Raw genomic sequence first — 16,031 nt, 5'->3', positions numbered from 1 at the left:
GCTCTCCTGCCGCAAAACGGTTGGCTGTATCGCTATCACGACCAGCATTAGCCGTGCCATTATCATTCAATCCTTTATAGTGCTCTTCATAACGGTAATTCGTGCCATATGTTGTCCCGTTTGTCGGCTGACTGTTCACTTCCGTTTGTAAATTGCTGCCTGCATCCCGGTAATTATAATCCTGCACCTGAACTGACGCTTCAACCATCTGACTGTGTAAACCCATATCCCACACACTGTCAACACCCGCATCTAAAGTGCCACTCGGTAGTTTGTAGTCGATATCCTTTGCCTGCTGATAACCTTGTTCGTAATCACTTAAGACCATAACATCACAACTGTGCTCAGCATGCGTTTCAAAACGAAACCATATCCCCACATCGGCTAAAATTCGTTGAATAAAGGTCAGGTCACTCTCCTGCCATTGGGTGATAAGCTCCCGGACCGGATAACGGTCTTTTAATTCTAAACGGTAGTCAATGCCGGTAAAACCATGCCCACGCAGCACCTCTTCAACAACGCCCACCACACTCAAATTTTGAAAAATAGCACTGTTATGACTGAGTGCCAGCTTTGCCAGCACCGAGGACAATACCACCTGATAATGCGCTTGCTCTTTATTGACCGATAACTGACTAAACTCAGTAATCACCCCGTATACAATGCGTGAATCGCCTGACGATAACAGGTCGGTCAACGACGATTCAAGCGGAGCAAAAGCACTTAAGGTATTAAGCGTTTGCGTTACCTTTGAGACAATATCGAAATTATTCGCCGGGTGAAAAATAAATGCGGCTTTTTGATTTAAAACCGAGTCAAGTGTGAGGTGTTTATCTGAACTTGTAAAGGAAATACGATAATGCCAGGGCTGGTTAAGGGTTTCATCACTGCTTACATCTAGTACGGATATAGCTGAGCCTAAGGCTTCTATTGTTAATGTGTAACGATTATGGCTAACATCTGATAACATGTTGTTAATGCCAGCTTTTTCACCTAATGTGCTAATTAGGTTGCTGAGCGCCTTAGGCATAGTAATATCCTTTTATTTCAAGTTAATCAACGTACTAACGTTTTATAAATTATTGGTTGTAGTTTTTTTCATCAAGAGCATAACAGATATTGCCATTTAGTAAAATTGTTTTTAGTTTGAAATAGTTGAATAATTGCATTTTATTTCGTGTTTTTTATGATGAAAGGCTAGTTGGTTTAACCAACAAAAAAAATTTTATACACTATTTAAGATAGCCACTTGGGTTACTTTCTTTTATAATATTGCTCTATTTTTACTTATTTTTGGCTTAAAAAGAGTAACTTACATGAAAATCTTAGCTGGTTGTTCTGCTCTATCTGCATTTCGTATTAGTAAAATCTTATCAACTTGCCGTGAAACATCGATTCCTGTTATTAACTTAGAAGCACAATATATTCACTTTATTGACTTATTTGGTGATTTGACAGCGGATCAACAATCTACGCTCGAAAGTTTGTTGCAATATGGCTCTAAAAATGCCCAAATCGATATTCAAAATAAAGACAGTAAATTACTCTTTTTAGTTACACCTCGAGCCGGTACGATTTCGCCATGGTCATCAAAAGCAACTGATATTGCACATAATTGTGGTCTATCGCACATCCATCGAATTGAGCGAGGTATTGCCTATTATGTGCAAGTGAGTTCGGCGTTAACCGAAATCGAAAAGAATGAGTTTGCAGCATTAATACATGATCGGATGATGGAGTCGGTATTAACGAGTTTTGATCAAGCTGATCAACTATTTAAAACTGAACAACCCGCGCCTGTTGTTACCATTGATTTGCTAGGGCAGGGGCGACAAGCTTTAGAGCAAGCCAATCTTAAATTAGGTTTAGCATTAGCATCGGATGAAATTGAATATTTAATCGAAAATTTTAAAAAGTTAAATCGTAATCCAACCGATATTGAACTTTATATGTTTGCACAAGCGAATTCTGAACATTGTCGACATAAAATTTTTAATGCTGATTGGGTTATAGATGGCAAAAAACAGCCTAAATCGCTATTTAAAATGATCAAAAATACGTTTGAAAGCACACCTGATTATGTCTCCTCGGCTTATAAAGATAATGCAGCGGTGATGGATGGCTCTATGGTTGGACGTTTTTTTGCTGATAACGAAAATAAAACCTATAGCTATTCTCAAGAATATGCAGATATTTTAATGAAAGTTGAAACGCATAATCACCCAACAGCGATATCACCTTGGCCTGGAGCGGCAACCGGTAGTGGTGGTGAAATTCGAGATGAGGGTGCAACAGGGCGCGGTGCCAAACCAAAAGCAGGATTAGTTGGTTTTTCAGTATCAAATTTACGTATACCAGATTTTGTTCAACCTTGGGAATATGATTTTGGTAAGCCTGATCGTATCGTGAGTGCGCTTGATATTATGATCGACGGGCCTTTAGGGGGGGCGGCTTTTAATAATGAATTTGGTCGTCCTGCTTTATTGGGCTATTTTCGTACTTATGAAGAAAAGGTAAATAGTTACAATGGTGAAGAAGTTAGAGGTTACCATAAACCTATTATGCTTGCGGGAGGAATAGGAAATATTCGCCGCGAACATATTCAAAAAGGTGAATTCCCGGTAGGTTCTAAATTGATTGTTTTAGGTGGACCTGCCATGAATATCGGATTAGGTGGCGGAGCTGCATCCTCAATGACATCCGGTCAATCTGATGCTGATCTGGATTTTGCTTCAGTACAACGTGATAACCCTGAAATGGAGCGTCGTTGTCAGGAAGTGATAGATCGCTGTTGGCAACTAGGCGATGACAACCCTATTTTATTTATTCATGATGTTGGGGCGGGTGGGTTATCTAATGCCATGCCGGAGCTTGTTAATGATGGTGGTTGTGGTGGTCAATTTGAATTGAGAAATATCTTAAACGATGAGCCAGGCATGTCACCGTTAGAAATTTGGTGTAATGAATCACAAGAACGTTATGTGCTAGCTATTCGCCCTGAAAGTTTGGTGCTCTTTGATAAATTGTGTCAGCGAGAACGTGCACCTTATGCTGTAATTGGTAGTGCAACGCTAAATAAAGCGTTGGTTTTGCATGATAATCACTTTAACAATAATCCCATTGATCTACCTTTAGATGTTCTTTTAGGTAAAACACCGAAAATGTTACGCGATGTAAAAACCTATCAAGCTCATGGTGATAATTTTTCAACCTCTGACATTAATTTATATGATGCGGTAAAACGTGTGTTACATTTACCAACAGTTGCTGAAAAAACATTTTTAATCACTATCGGCGATCGAACTGTCACCGGTATGGTAGCGCGTGATCAAATGGTTGGTCCATGGCAAGTGCCGGTGGCTGATTGTGCTGTTACCACAGCGAGTTTAGATAGTTATTATGGTGAAGCAATGTCAATTGGTGAACGTGCGCCTGTTGCATTACTCAACTTTGCAGCCTCAGCAAGGTTAGCTGTTGGTGAAGCGATTACTAATATTGCAGCAACGAATATTGGTGATATCAAACGAATTAAACTTTCGGCTAACTGGATGGCCGCTGCCGGTCACCCAGGCGAAGATGCAGGACTTTATCAAGCTGTGAAAGCTATTGGTGAAGAGTTATGCCCGGCTTTAGGACTTGCTATTCCTGTAGGAAAAGATTCCATGTCAATGAAAACCACTTGGCAACAAGATGGTCAACAAAGATCGGTAACTTCACCGTTATCATTGGTAATTTCGGCATTTGCTCGGGTTGAAGATGTTCGCAAAACTGTTACACCTCAACTTTGTGTAGATCAAGATAATACGCTATTATTTATCGATTTATCAAAAGGTCATCAGGCCCTTGGTGCGACAGCCCTTGCTCAAGTCTATCGCCATTTAGGTCAAAAAACGGCAGATGTTCATGATGCTAAAGCGTTGGCTGGTTTTTATCAAGCTATGCAAATGCTAGTGAATCAAAATTTATTGCTTGCCTATCATGATCGTTCAGATGGCGGCTTAGTGGTTACCTTGGCTGAGATGGCTTTTGCTGGACATTGTGGCATAGATGTTGATATTTCGATGCTAGGTCATGATGTGATTGCCGCGCTGTTTAATGAGGAATTAGGTGCTGTTATTCAAATTGCAAATAGTCACTTAGATCAGGTAATGGCGTGCTTTAAGCAATTTAATTTATCTCACTGCGTGCAAGTGCTTGGTAGTGCTAAAGTTGGGCAGCAGTTTATTATTCGAAATCAATCAGCAGTCGTTTTTAGTGAGTCACGTTTAACGTTAAGAACATGGTGGGCAGAAACCACTTGGCAGATGCAACGCTTACGTGATAATCCGGTATGTGCTGATCAAGAACATCTGGCAAAACAAAATGAAAACGATCCGGGCTTAAATGTGTTATTAACATTTGATCCACAGCAAGATATCGCAGCCCCATTTATAGCCAAAGGTATAAAACCTAAAGTCGCTATTTTACGTGAACAAGGTGTAAATTCACATGTCGAGATGGCTGCCGCGTTTGATCGGGCTGGTTTTGCTGCAATCGATGTGCATATGACCGATTTACTTGCTGGTGACACCAGTTTAGATCAATTTAAAGCCGTCGTTGCTTGTGGTGGCTTCTCATATGGTGATGTGTTAGGGGCCGGTGAAGGCTGGGCTAAATCAGTGCTTTTTAATGAACGCGTTCGTCATGAGTTTGAACAGTTTTTTAATCGTAATGATACGCTATCACTTGGTGTCTGTAATGGTTGCCAAATGATGTCTAATTTAAAAGATTTGATTCCTGGTGCTGAATTATGGCCACGTTTTGTGCGTAATTTATCAGAACGCTTTGAAGCACGCTTTAGTTTAGTGCAGATTCAGCAAAGCCCTTCTTTATTCTTTACTGATATGGCGGGTTGTCATATGCCAATTGCAGTTTCACATGGGGAAGGACAGGTTGAAGTTAATGACGAAAATCATCTAACTGCTCTAGAGGCAGCGAAACTTGTTGCTGTGCGTTATATTGACCATTTTGGTCAAGTTACGCAGCAATATCCGGCTAATCCAAATGGTTCTCCTAATGGTATTACTGCTGTGACATCTAAAGATGGACGCGCAACAATTATGATGCCGCATCCAGAGCGGGTATTTAGAACGGTAAGTAATTCATGGCACCCTAATAATTGGGGGGAAGATAGCCCATGGATGCGGATATTCCGTAACGCTCGTCGGCAATTAGGTTAAAATAAAAAATTTATCGCCGATAAAAGTCGGCGATAATGTATTTTCAACCAATTAAGCGGTTATTGGTTGTTGTTGTCTTTTTAATAAAGGCTCAGCTAACAAGCTATTCATTTTTCGTAATAACTCATCAGTGCTGTCCCAATTAATACAAGCATCAGTAACCGATACACCATATTTAAAGTTTTCTTTTGGTTGTTCTGACGATTGATTACCTTCAAATAAGTTACTTTCAATCATAACGCCAATAATTGAATTGTTACCGTGCTCAATTTGCTCAATAATTGAATTAGCTACAATTGGTTGATTACGATAATCTTTATTGGAATTAGCATGGCTACAATCAATCATTAAATTTGGTACTAAACCGGCTTTTTTCATTTGAATTTCACATAATGATACGTTTTGAGCATCATAGTTTGGTGTTTTTCCACCACGTAAAATAACATGTCCGTGTGGATTGCCCATTGTCTGTAGGACAGTAACTTGCCCTTGTTGATTGATACCAACAAAACGATGTGCCATAGACGCTGATTTCATCGCATTGATTGCAACATCTAAACTGCCATCTGTTCCATTTTTAAAACCAACTGGCATCGATAATCCAGAAGCCATTTCTCGATGTGTTTGTGATTCAGTGGTTCTAGCGCCGATAGCAGACCAACTAATTAAGTCACCGATATACTGTGGCGTGTTAGGATCTAATGCTTCTGTTGCCATTGGCAAGCCAATTTGTGCGATATCCAGTAATAATTTTCGTGCTTTTTTTAGACCATATTCAATATCAAATGAACTATCCATATGTGGATCGTTGATCATACCTTTCCAACCAACGGTGGTTCTTGGTTTTTCAAAATAAACACGCATCACAATAAATAGATTATCTTTTACTTCATCTGAAAGTTTTTTTAATCGATGAGCATACTCAATTGCAGCATCGGTATCATGAATTGAGCAAGGGCCACAAACAACAAGTAGCCGGTGATCGCGGCGTTCTAAAATATCAACGACAGTTTGTCTAGATAAACTAATTTGCTTTTCTAACTCACTTGATAATGGATAAAGTTTTTTTATTTCATCAGGTGTAATTAGCATGTGTTCATCTCGAATTCGAACATTATTCAGTGTGTCTTTTAACATTGTATTTTCCTAGTTAAAATCATTTAAACTCTTTTGTAAAAAAAATATTACAATTAACGGTTAATATGTAAACACAAAATTACATCATAGTAAATGATATTTTGTGAATTTTACAAAGATAATAATTTAATGTTGGTGTAATCGAGGTTTTTTTGATTTTTTCTATACCAGAAAAGCTACTTTACACTTTGCTGTAATGAAATTTTTACATTTCGCATGTTTGAAATGATTTATTATTAACGAGTCTTTGGTGATGGCTAGATTTTCCTATTTTATCATTGTAAGGTATTAAGATATCAATTTTAGGAATAAAGCAAAATGAACCAAGGTAAGCGCTTGCTTAATTTGATGGGCACAAAGATTCAAATATGGCTAGAACATGATGAGGTTGAACACTTATTGAATCAAGCTCAAAAGATGTTAATCGACTACGAACAGCGCTTTAGTGCTAATCGCTTAGATTCTCAATTAATGCAAGTTAATCTTAATGCGGGTATTAAACCCGTAAAACTGCAATCTGATCTTTTTAGATTAATAAAAATAGGTAAAACTCAGAGTTTAATAAAAAATAGTTTTTTAAATATTGCAATAGGACCACTTATTCAAGCGTGGCGGGTTGGTTTTAGTGATGCTAGATATCCTTCTGTTTCAGAAATCAATCAGCTTTTAACACTCATTAACCCTAATGATATTCTTTTAGATGAAGATAATTTATCCGTGTTGTTAAAGCATTCTGGAATGGCAATCGATTTAGGTGCGTTAGCCAAAGGTTATTTTGCTGATAAAGTTATTGAATTTTTTAAACAACAAAATGCTCACGCAGCGTATATTGATTTAGGTGGAAATGTATTAACATTTGGGAATTGTCCTTTTCATGATGATGGGTATTGGCGAGTAGGCATCCAAAATCCCTTTTTGAGCAGAGGTAATGTTATTACTGTTTTGAAGATTCAAAATCAATCAGTGGTGACTTCTGGTATTTATGAAAGAACATTTAACTATAATGGTAAAACCTATCATCATATTTTTGATAGTCAAACAGGTTATCCTGTTGAAACCGATATTGAAAGTATTACTATTGTGACTGAGCATGCCATAGATGGCGAAATATGGACTACACAATTATATGGTTATTCTGCTGAACAGGTGATTAAGCAAATAAATAAAATTGACCATATCGAAGGGATAGTTATCACCAAAAATCATGAATATGCTGGTTCTAATGGTTTATTGATCTAGATATTTATATGATGTTACCGCGTGAACACTCGTTTTGTTTTCATCTTTGCATTATTTATTAAAAGAAGAGACGAAAAGGTTGATGAATTCTTTTTCAGCAACGCTAAGCATTTTATTGGCTGAATATGCAATGAAATAACTTAACGAGATGAATTCTAAAGGTAAGGGGATCAAATTATATGCTAAATCACCCGTTTTTCCGCAGATACTAACGCTTTCAGGAATAAACGTCACTCCCATTCCTTTTTTCGCTAATTCGACAAGGGTAAAAATATTACTGCTTTCAATTACGATATTCGGTTTAATCTTATATTTTGTAATGAGGTATTCAATTTGTTGTCGAATACCTGAGCCGTGAGACGTTAGAATAAGCTTTTCTTGCAATAGTTTTTTTATAAAAGAATGATTACATTCAATATTATTTGTTTTTTTTCGATAGAGTTTAGAGCTTTCTGGTATAAGTGCATAATAATGATGTTTACCACATTTATGACTAATTAAGTTAGGGGATATTGTTTCAGGATTTTGCCCAATAAAAAAATCGAGAGTTTGGTTAATGGTTTTTTCTTCACTATTTTTGGGCATATATTCATGTAATTCGATTTTAATATTGGGATATTTTTGCATAAAAGCAGGTAAAACTAGGGGTAATAAGTAGGTTCCTAAGCTTGGTAATACACCGATTTGAATTGCGGTGTAGTTAGTATCAGTATATTTTTGGATTTTTTTTCTAAACTGTTCCTGTTTGTTGACTAACGATGTGAGGTATTCATAATAAATTTTTCCTGCTTCGGTTAACTGTAATGGGACGGTTTGTCGATTGATGATTTCAATGCCTAGCTCATTTTCAATTTTTTTTATGGTTTGAGTTAGGTAAGATTGCGAGATATAAAGGTTTTGTGCTGCTTTGGTATAATTACCATGCTTAACTAAAACATCAATATATTGCAGCATTATTAGTGAATTAATTTTAGCCATTCCGCTTGTTCTCATCCTTTTTAAGGTTATAACAAATTAGTTATAACTCCATAATTAATCAGCTATTTCACAAATATTTTTTTCTATTTTACACTAGATAACAAATCATATTGCACAACAAATAACATAATTAATATAACAAGAACTTATTTTACCATTTTGTGTGATTAGCTAAAGAATTTGTATTACGAAAATTAAATATTAACAAAATTGTGCCGCAAGGTACTAAGTGAGGTTTTAAAGTGAAATTTGTTGCTATAGTCGGAACGAATTCTGATCGTTCTACTAATAGAAAATTACTGCATTTTATGCGAACGCATTTTGCCGAGAAAGCAGAAATTGAGGTCTGTGAAATTAAATCATTACCAGCATTTAATGAGCCTAAGGATAAAACTCCGCCAGCAACAGTAAAAGAGCTATCGGATAAAATACTAGCCGCAGATGGTGTGATTATTGCTACTCCCGAATATGATCATTCCATTACCGCTGCTTTGAAAAGTGTTATTGAGTGGTTGTCTTATACTACCCGCCCTCTGATTAATAAATGTGTAATGATTGTCGGTGCTTCACATGGTATGTTGGGTTCATCAAGGGCACAGGCTCATTTACGCCAAATTTTGGATGCGCCAGAATTAAAAGCACGAATTATGCCAAGCTCGGAGTTTTTATTAGGGCAGTCGTTACAGGCTTTTGATGATCAAGGTAATCTTGTTTATGCTGATAAAGTTAAAGAGTTAGATGAATGCTTTGATGAATTTTTATTATTTGTATCCATTACTAATCAATTACTCAAAACAGCAAAAATTAATACAGATCAAAATAAGAAATTTAGTTGGAAACAGGCCGCAGAAGAAGGAGCATCGTTATGAAATTTATTGGTATAGTAGGAACAAATGCTCAAGAATCTTATAACCGTATGTTATTGCAATTTATGCAAAAACATTTTAGTCATAAAGCCGAAATTGAAATATTAGAGTTGACCGACGTTCCAATGTTTAATGAGTCAGATGACCAATCTAATAGTCCTATCATTCAGAATTTTAATAATAAAATTATTCAAGCTGATGGTGTTATTCTTGCCACGCCAGAGCATAATCACTCAATTCCATCGGCCTTAAAAAGTATCATTGAATGGTTATCATTCAATTTGCATCCGTTTGATGGTAAACCAGTGATGATTGTTGGTGCATCTTATGATGTACAAGGCTCCTCTCGAGCACAATTACATTTGCGTCAAATCCTTGATGCGCCAGGGGTTAATGCAACAGTTATGCCGGGCTCTGAATTTTTACTGGGTCGAGCCCATCAAGCTTTTGATGAGCAAGGTAATCTTAAATCAGAAAGAACAGTCGATTTTTTAGAAAGCTGTTTTTTACGTTTTTTGCGATTTACTCAAGTTGTCAATTTACTTAATGTACCGGAAGAAATCTCGTATGAACCAGGTAAATATTGTGTAACAGCACCGGGTCATAATGGCGATTTACCTATGGTTGTTACTTTATCAACTGACCGCATTGAATCGATTGATATTGATACCGAAGGCGAGTCAGAAGGTATTGCTGACGTTGTGTTTAAACGTATTCCATCTCAAATCCTTGAAGGTCAGACACTAAATGTCGATTTGATATCTGGTGCATCGGTTACAAGTAATGGTGTTATTGATGGTGTGGCAAAAGCCATTAAAATGGCAGGTGCTAATCCTGATGTATTAAGAAAAAGACCAAAAGCACCAAGCGCGCTTGATAATAGCGATGCGCAATATGTAACAGATGTCGTTGTGGTTGGTGCTGGTGGTGCAGGATTATCAGCCGCGGCAAGTATTTTACAAGAAGGCAAGCGCGTTGTTGTTGTTGAAAAATTTCCAGCAGTTGGTGGTAATACTGTCCGTACAGGTGGGCCAATGAATGCCGCCAATCCTAAATGGCAAAATACTTTCGATGCTATCGCGGGCGAAAGCCATACTTTATCTGAAATAGTAGCAATTGATGAGTCGGTGATTGATCCTGAATATTTGCAAGATTTTAGAAGCTTAAAACAGCAAATTAATGATTATTTATCAGAAAATAAAGGTAAAACCGGTTACCTATTTGATTCAGCACTACTTCATCGTATTCAAACCTATCTTGGCGGTAAGCGTACCGACCAATTAGGAAATGTGATTTATGGACAATATGATCTGGTTAAAATCTTAACTGATGAGGCGCTAGAATCGGTTAAATGGCTTGAAAATATTGGTGTTGAATTTGATAAACATGATGTCACTATGCCAGTAGGGGCTTTATGGCGTCGAGGTCATAAACCGTTAAAAAGTGAAGGTTATGCTTATGTTTCTGCATTGCAAAAATATGTAGAAGATAAGGGTGGAATTATTATAACCGATACGGCTGTTAAATCGTTAATTGTTGAAGATGGGCATGTGTCTGGGGTAATTGGACAAGGTTTAAATGGTAAAAAAGTTACCGTTAAAGCAGATGCTGTCATTTTGGCATCGGGTGGTTTTGGTGCTAATACCAAAATGCTCAAAGAATACAACACTTATTGGACTGAAATTGACGACAATATTAAAACCTCTAATTCTCCAGCAATTACTGGTGATGGTATTTTGTTAGGGCAAAGTGTTGGTGCAGATCTGGTTGGTATGGGCTTTTCACAAATGATGCCTGTTTCTGATCCAGAGACTGGGGCATTATTTAGTGGGTTACAAGTTCCACCACAAAATTTCATCATGGTTAACAAGCAAGGAAAACGATTTGTTAATGAATATGGCAGCCGAGATAAACTTACACAAGCTGCTATTGATAATGGTGGATTATTTTATTTAATAGCTGATGAAGAAATCAAAAAGACAGCTTACAACACATCACAAGAAAAAATTGATAAGCAAATTGCGGCTGGCACACTATTTTGTGCAGACACTTTAGAAGAATTAGCCGAAAAACTGGGAATGGATGCTGATATTTTTAAACAAACTATTGCCAACTATAATGCGTATGCTGATGCTGGGTATGATCCTGAATTTGGTAAAGATGTTTTTGATTTGAAAGTAGAGGTTGCTCCATTTTATGCAACACCAAGAAAACCAGCGGTGCATCATACAATGGGTGGACTAAAAATCGATACACAAACCCATGTTTTGAATAAATCAGGACAAAAAATTTCTGGCTTATATGCAGCAGGAGAAGTAGCAGGTGGTATCCATGCGGGTAATAGATTGGGTGGTAATTCACTAACCGATATTTTTACCTTTGGACGAATTGCAGGCAAAACTGCTTTGAAAGATATCAAGTCAAGAACGGAGTCTGGGCATGGAACAACAAACTAGAAATCTCAATCGATGGCTTATGCTCATAGCATCAACATCAATATTGCTTTGTACTGGTGCGATTTATGCTTTTAGTGTTTTTGCAGGTCCTTTAAGTGCCGCTAAAAATTGGAGTATGTCAGAGGTGATGACAGCGTTTGCTATCAATTCAGCTGTTGGCCCCATTCCTATGATTTTAGGTGGCTTTTTAACGGATAGAGGATTAGCTAAATGGTCTAGTGTTTTAGGTGGTTTGCTGTTTGGACTAGGCTTTTTTCTGACGGGGTATGTGACCAGTCCGCTAATGCTTTATGTGACCTATGGCTTATTAAGTGGCTTTGGTCAAGGGCTTGCTTATTCGGGCTGTTTAAGTAATACCATTAAATTATTTCCTGATAAAAAAGGTCTTGCTTCAGGTATTATTACAGCAGGTATGGGGGGCGCTGCAATTATATCAGCACCAATCGGTAACCATTTGATTGAACGCTTTGATGTGTTATATGCTTTCCAAATTCTAGGTTGCACCTATATAGCTGTGGTTATTGTTGCTAGTTTCTTTATTAAGGTAGCACCTGCTAATTATCAACCACAAGGTTGGACTCAAGCACACAGCCAACAAAATGCGCCTGTTGTTAACAAAAATTGGCAACAAATGCTACAAACGCCATATTTTTACCTCATATTTTTTATGTTAGGTACTGGTGCATTTTCTGGGTTGATGATAGCTTCAAATGCATCAAGTATTGGGCAAAACATGTTTGGGCTATCTTCTGTGGCAGCAGCATTTTATGTGAGTTTATATTCATTAAGTAATTGTGCTGGGCGAGTTGTTTGGGGAACGGTATCGGATAAACTTGGTCGTAATCGAACATTGGATATTATCTTTTCGGTAATTATTTTGGCTTTTATGGCATTTTTATTTATTCCAACACAAGCCGGATTTGCAATAGGAATTATCGCGCTTGGTTTATGCTTTGGTGGTGTGATGGGCGTGTTCCCGCCAATGGTTATGGAAAATTATGGACCGATTCACCAAGGTGTTAACTATGGTATTATTTTTGTGGGGTATTCTTCAGCGGCATTTTTTGCACCAAAGTTAACTGCGGATATCCTTGTCAATAATAATGGCAGTTATACCTATGCATTTTATATTGCGATCGCTGTAGCTTTTGTTGGCTTAGCGTTAAACATGATTTATAAATTTACTAAACAAAGACAATCGAACAATTAATAATAAGTTCGCATTTAAGCTGAAGGAGCCAGATTTCTGCGCTCCTTATTTTGATTCATTTAATTATCAATCTAACAATACAGTATTACATACATTATTAAGTTCGCTCTATCGATTCAAGAACGATGTTTTTATCAATGCCATCAAGCACTTCAACTTGTCCAATTTGTGTCGGAATAACAAGTCTGAGTTTGCCTGATAAAACTTTTTTATCGCGTAACATGTGTGGAATATAAGCATCACTCGTCATTTGAGATGGTCGAGTAACTGGAAGTTTTGCTCTAATAAGCAGTGTTTTAATACGATCAATATCAGCGGTGGTAAATTTACCCAACAGTTTAGCTGTTTGAGCAGCCATTAACATACCGACACTGACAGCTTCACCATGTAACCAATTACCATAACCTAATTCTGCCTCGATGGCATGACCATAAGTATGACCAAGATTTAAAATCGCGCGCATATCTTGTTCGGTTTCATCGGCCGCAACTACCTGTGCTTTAAGTTCGCAGCAGCGATAAATGCAATAACTGAGTGCTTCGACATCTAATTTAAGTAACTGGTCAATGTGCAATTCTAACCAATTAAAAAAATCAGCATCCATAATAATGCCATATTTAATGACTTCAGCCAGACCTGCTGATAATTCACGCTGCGGTAGCGTTTTTAAACAATTGAGATCGATAACCACTGATTGAGGTTGATAAAATGCACCAATCATATTTTTACCAAGGGGGTGATTAATGGCGGTTTTCCCACCAACAGACGAATCCACCTGCGAAAGTAATGTTGTTGGCACCTGTATAAACTTAATTCCTCGTTGATACGCTGAAGCAGCAAATCCAGCGACATCACCAATGACGCCACCACCTAATGCAATTAGTATGGAATTGCGGGTATGATTATTGGCAAGCAAAGCGGTAAGAATTTTATTCCATGTTTCCATTGTTTTATATTGTTCACCATCAGGCACAATCACAGAATCAGTTTTTATACCGTTGCCTTCAAGCATATCAGTTAAAGTTTGTAAATATAGTGGGGCGATGGTGTCATTGGTTGCGATTAATACACGTTGACCAGGTTGGAGTTTGAAATGTGTAAATTGAGTTAGAAGATTTTCGCCGATAGTAATAGGATAACTACGTTTTGCTAGCGCCACATTTAAAATTTTTTGCATAATAATACCCGGACAAGTCAAAGCTAATTTATTGTTGCATGTTAGCGATAAAAAAGTAGCAGTGCAACTTAGAATCATTTAAACTTATTGCCAATTTTGTTTAGTAATATTAAATTTAATATGTCAATATCTCTTGTTTTAGCACAAAAAAATTGGCGCGTGGGCGATATAGAAGGCAATGCTCAAAAAATTATTGAAATAATCAATAGCCATGCATCTTATGATCTTATTATCTTTTCAGAATTAGCGTTATGCGGTTATCCACCGGAAGATCTTATCTTTCGTTCAGATTTTAAACAACGCTGCCAAAAAGCATTATCAAATATCCAACAAGCTAGCACAAAATGTGCAGTGATTGTTGGTCATCCAGATTGGCAAGGTGATAAAATTTATAACTCACTTTCGTTTTTTGCCGAAGGAAAATTGTTATCAAGTTATCATAAACAGTTGCTTCCTAATTATGATGTATTTGATGAAAAACGTTACTTTACTGCTGGAACACAAACTTGTGTAGTGCAATTTAAAGGTCAAAAAATAGGCTTATTAATTTGTGAAGATCTTTGGCAAAATCAACCTATTGATGATATCAAACAAGCACAAGCTGATTTTGTCATCACTATCAATGCTTCACCTTATGATTATCAAAAACAAAAACAACGACAAGATTTAATTAAAGCACATGCTGTTCGTACACAATTACCGATTATTTATGTTAATCAAATAGGTGGGCAAGATGAGCTGGTATTTGACGGTGATTCTTTTGTTTGTAATAAGCATGGCGATATTATTTGCCAATTGAAATCCTTTCAAGAGCAAGTCACCTTTTTTGAGTTTTCTTCTAATCATCAATCTCAACGAGTTGAGAAAACGGAACAATCCCAATTAGCATCGGTATATGATGCATTGGTATTGGCAACTCGTGATTATATTACTAAAAATGGTTTTCAAGGGGCGGTATTGGGACTATCTGGTGGGATCGATTCTGCTTTGACGCTTGCTATTGCTGTTGATGCACTTGGTAAAGATAAAGTACAAGCCGTTATGATGCCATTTCGATATACGGCCGATATTAGTATTGCTGATGCTAAAGAAGAGGCTGAAATATTAGGTGTTGAATTTGATATTATCTCGATTGAACCAATGTTTGATGCGTTTATGTCTTCATTAACTCCTTTATTTGCAGGAACACAAAAAGATACCACTGAAGAAAATCTGCAAGCACGTTGTCGAGGTGTTATTTTAATGGCACTTTCTAACAAACGTCGAAGACTGGTTTTAACTACTGGCAATAAAAGTGAAATGTCGGTTGGCTATGCAACGCTTTATGGTGATATGGCAGGTGGGTTTGACGTACTTAAAGATGTACCTAAAACGATGGTGTTTGCATTATCTAAATTCCGCAATACACGTTCTTATGTTATCCCTGACAGAGTCATTACTCGTCCACCTTCAGCCGAGCTTGCACCCGATCAGAAAGATGAAGACAGTTTACCGCCATATGAAATTTTGGATGGTATATTAAAAGGTTATGTTGAGCAAGATCTAACCGTTTTGCAACTTAAGTCACAAGGATATGAAGAACAAACCATAAGACAGGTAATTAAATTGGTTGATATAAATGAATATAAAAGACGTCAATCAGCTGTCGGTCCTAAAATTACAACACGCAACTTTGGAAAAGGCAGACGCTATCCAATTACTTCTGCTTTTGGATTTAACAATTGGCCATCGGCAATTAAGGGCAAATAG

The 16,031-nt window shown here is 37.2% G+C and carries 10 protein-coding genes; 6 read left to right on the top strand and 4 right to left on the bottom strand.

All coding sequences use genetic code 11. From position 1 onward, the window contains the following. Nucleotides 1–1,030, bottom strand: a 1,030-nt coding sequence (locus A9G09_RS11400) for a type VI secretion system Vgr family protein (RefSeq protein ID WP_141671579.1), incomplete at its 3' end; no start/stop codon positions are given. Nucleotides 1,031–1,316: 286 nt separating this feature from the next. Here A9G09_RS11400 and purL point away from each other — a divergent pair. Beyond that, nucleotides 1,317–5,219, top strand: a complete 3,903-nt coding sequence (purL, locus tag A9G09_RS11395; protein ID WP_065634960.1) for a phosphoribosylformylglycinamidine synthase — start codon at nucleotides 1,317–1,319, stop codon at nucleotides 5,217–5,219. Between the two features lie 51 nt (nucleotides 5,220–5,270). On the opposite strand, the gene A9G09_RS11390 is transcribed toward purL, so the two are convergent. Continuing rightward, complete coding sequence (locus tag A9G09_RS11390; RefSeq protein ID WP_065634959.1) at nucleotides 5,271–6,356, bottom strand: 3-deoxy-7-phosphoheptulonate synthase; 1,086 nt, start codon at nucleotides 6,354–6,356, stop codon at nucleotides 5,271–5,273. Between the two features lie 318 nt (nucleotides 6,357–6,674). On the opposite strand from A9G09_RS11390, the gene A9G09_RS11385 reads away from it, so the two are divergent. Further along, complete coding sequence (locus A9G09_RS11385; RefSeq protein ID WP_065634958.1) at nucleotides 6,675–7,595, top strand: FAD:protein FMN transferase; 921 nt, start codon at nucleotides 6,675–6,677, stop codon at nucleotides 7,593–7,595. A gap of 51 nt (nucleotides 7,596–7,646) precedes the next feature. Here A9G09_RS11385 and A9G09_RS11380 read toward each other — a convergent pair whose 3' ends face one another. Continuing rightward, nucleotides 7,647–8,573, bottom strand: coding sequence for a LysR family transcriptional regulator (locus tag A9G09_RS11380; RefSeq protein WP_065634957.1), 927 nt, complete (start codon nucleotides 8,571–8,573; stop codon nucleotides 7,647–7,649). A gap of 242 nt (nucleotides 8,574–8,815) precedes the next feature. Here A9G09_RS11380 and A9G09_RS11375 point away from each other — a divergent pair, with 242 nt between their 5' ends. Genes A9G09_RS11375 through A9G09_RS11365 form a run of 3 tightly spaced genes read left to right on the top strand, consistent with a single transcriptional unit; the run spans nucleotide 8,816 to nucleotide 13,105 of the window. Further along, nucleotides 8,816–9,442, top strand: coding sequence for an NADPH-dependent FMN reductase (locus A9G09_RS11375; protein WP_065634956.1), 627 nt, complete (start codon nucleotides 8,816–8,818; stop codon nucleotides 9,440–9,442). Next, nucleotides 9,439–11,895 (top strand): flavocytochrome c, encoded by a 2,457-nt coding sequence (locus A9G09_RS11370; protein ID WP_065634955.1) that lies wholly within the window; start codon nucleotides 9,439–9,441, stop codon nucleotides 11,893–11,895. The genes A9G09_RS11375 and A9G09_RS11370 overlap by 4 nt, the downstream gene beginning before the upstream one ends. Beyond that, nucleotides 11,879–13,105, top strand: coding sequence for an OFA family MFS transporter (locus tag A9G09_RS11365; RefSeq protein WP_065634954.1), 1,227 nt, complete (start codon nucleotides 11,879–11,881; stop codon nucleotides 13,103–13,105). Before A9G09_RS11370 ends, A9G09_RS11365 begins: the two co-directional genes overlap by 17 nt. Before the next feature lie 97 nt (nucleotides 13,106–13,202). Here the strand turns inward: A9G09_RS11365 and aroB are convergent, their stop codons facing one another. Further along, nucleotides 13,203–14,282, bottom strand: a complete 1,080-nt coding sequence (gene aroB / locus A9G09_RS11360) for a 3-dehydroquinate synthase (protein WP_065634963.1) — start codon at nucleotides 14,280–14,282, stop codon at nucleotides 13,203–13,205. A gap of 120 nt (nucleotides 14,283–14,402) precedes the next feature. Here aroB and A9G09_RS11355 point away from each other — a divergent pair, with 120 nt between their 5' ends. Further along, nucleotides 14,403–16,031 (top strand): NAD+ synthase, encoded by a 1,629-nt coding sequence (locus tag A9G09_RS11355; RefSeq protein ID WP_065634962.1) that lies wholly within the window; start codon nucleotides 14,403–14,405, stop codon nucleotides 16,029–16,031.

It is taken from the genome of Gilliamella sp. wkB292 (genome assembly GCF_001690235.1).
Taxonomy (GTDB): Bacteria; Pseudomonadota; Gammaproteobacteria; order Enterobacterales; family Orbaceae; genus Gilliamella; species Gilliamella apicola_F.
The sequence above is the reverse complement of the archived record's forward strand: the minus strand, read 5'-3'. Positions and strand labels throughout refer to the sequence as shown.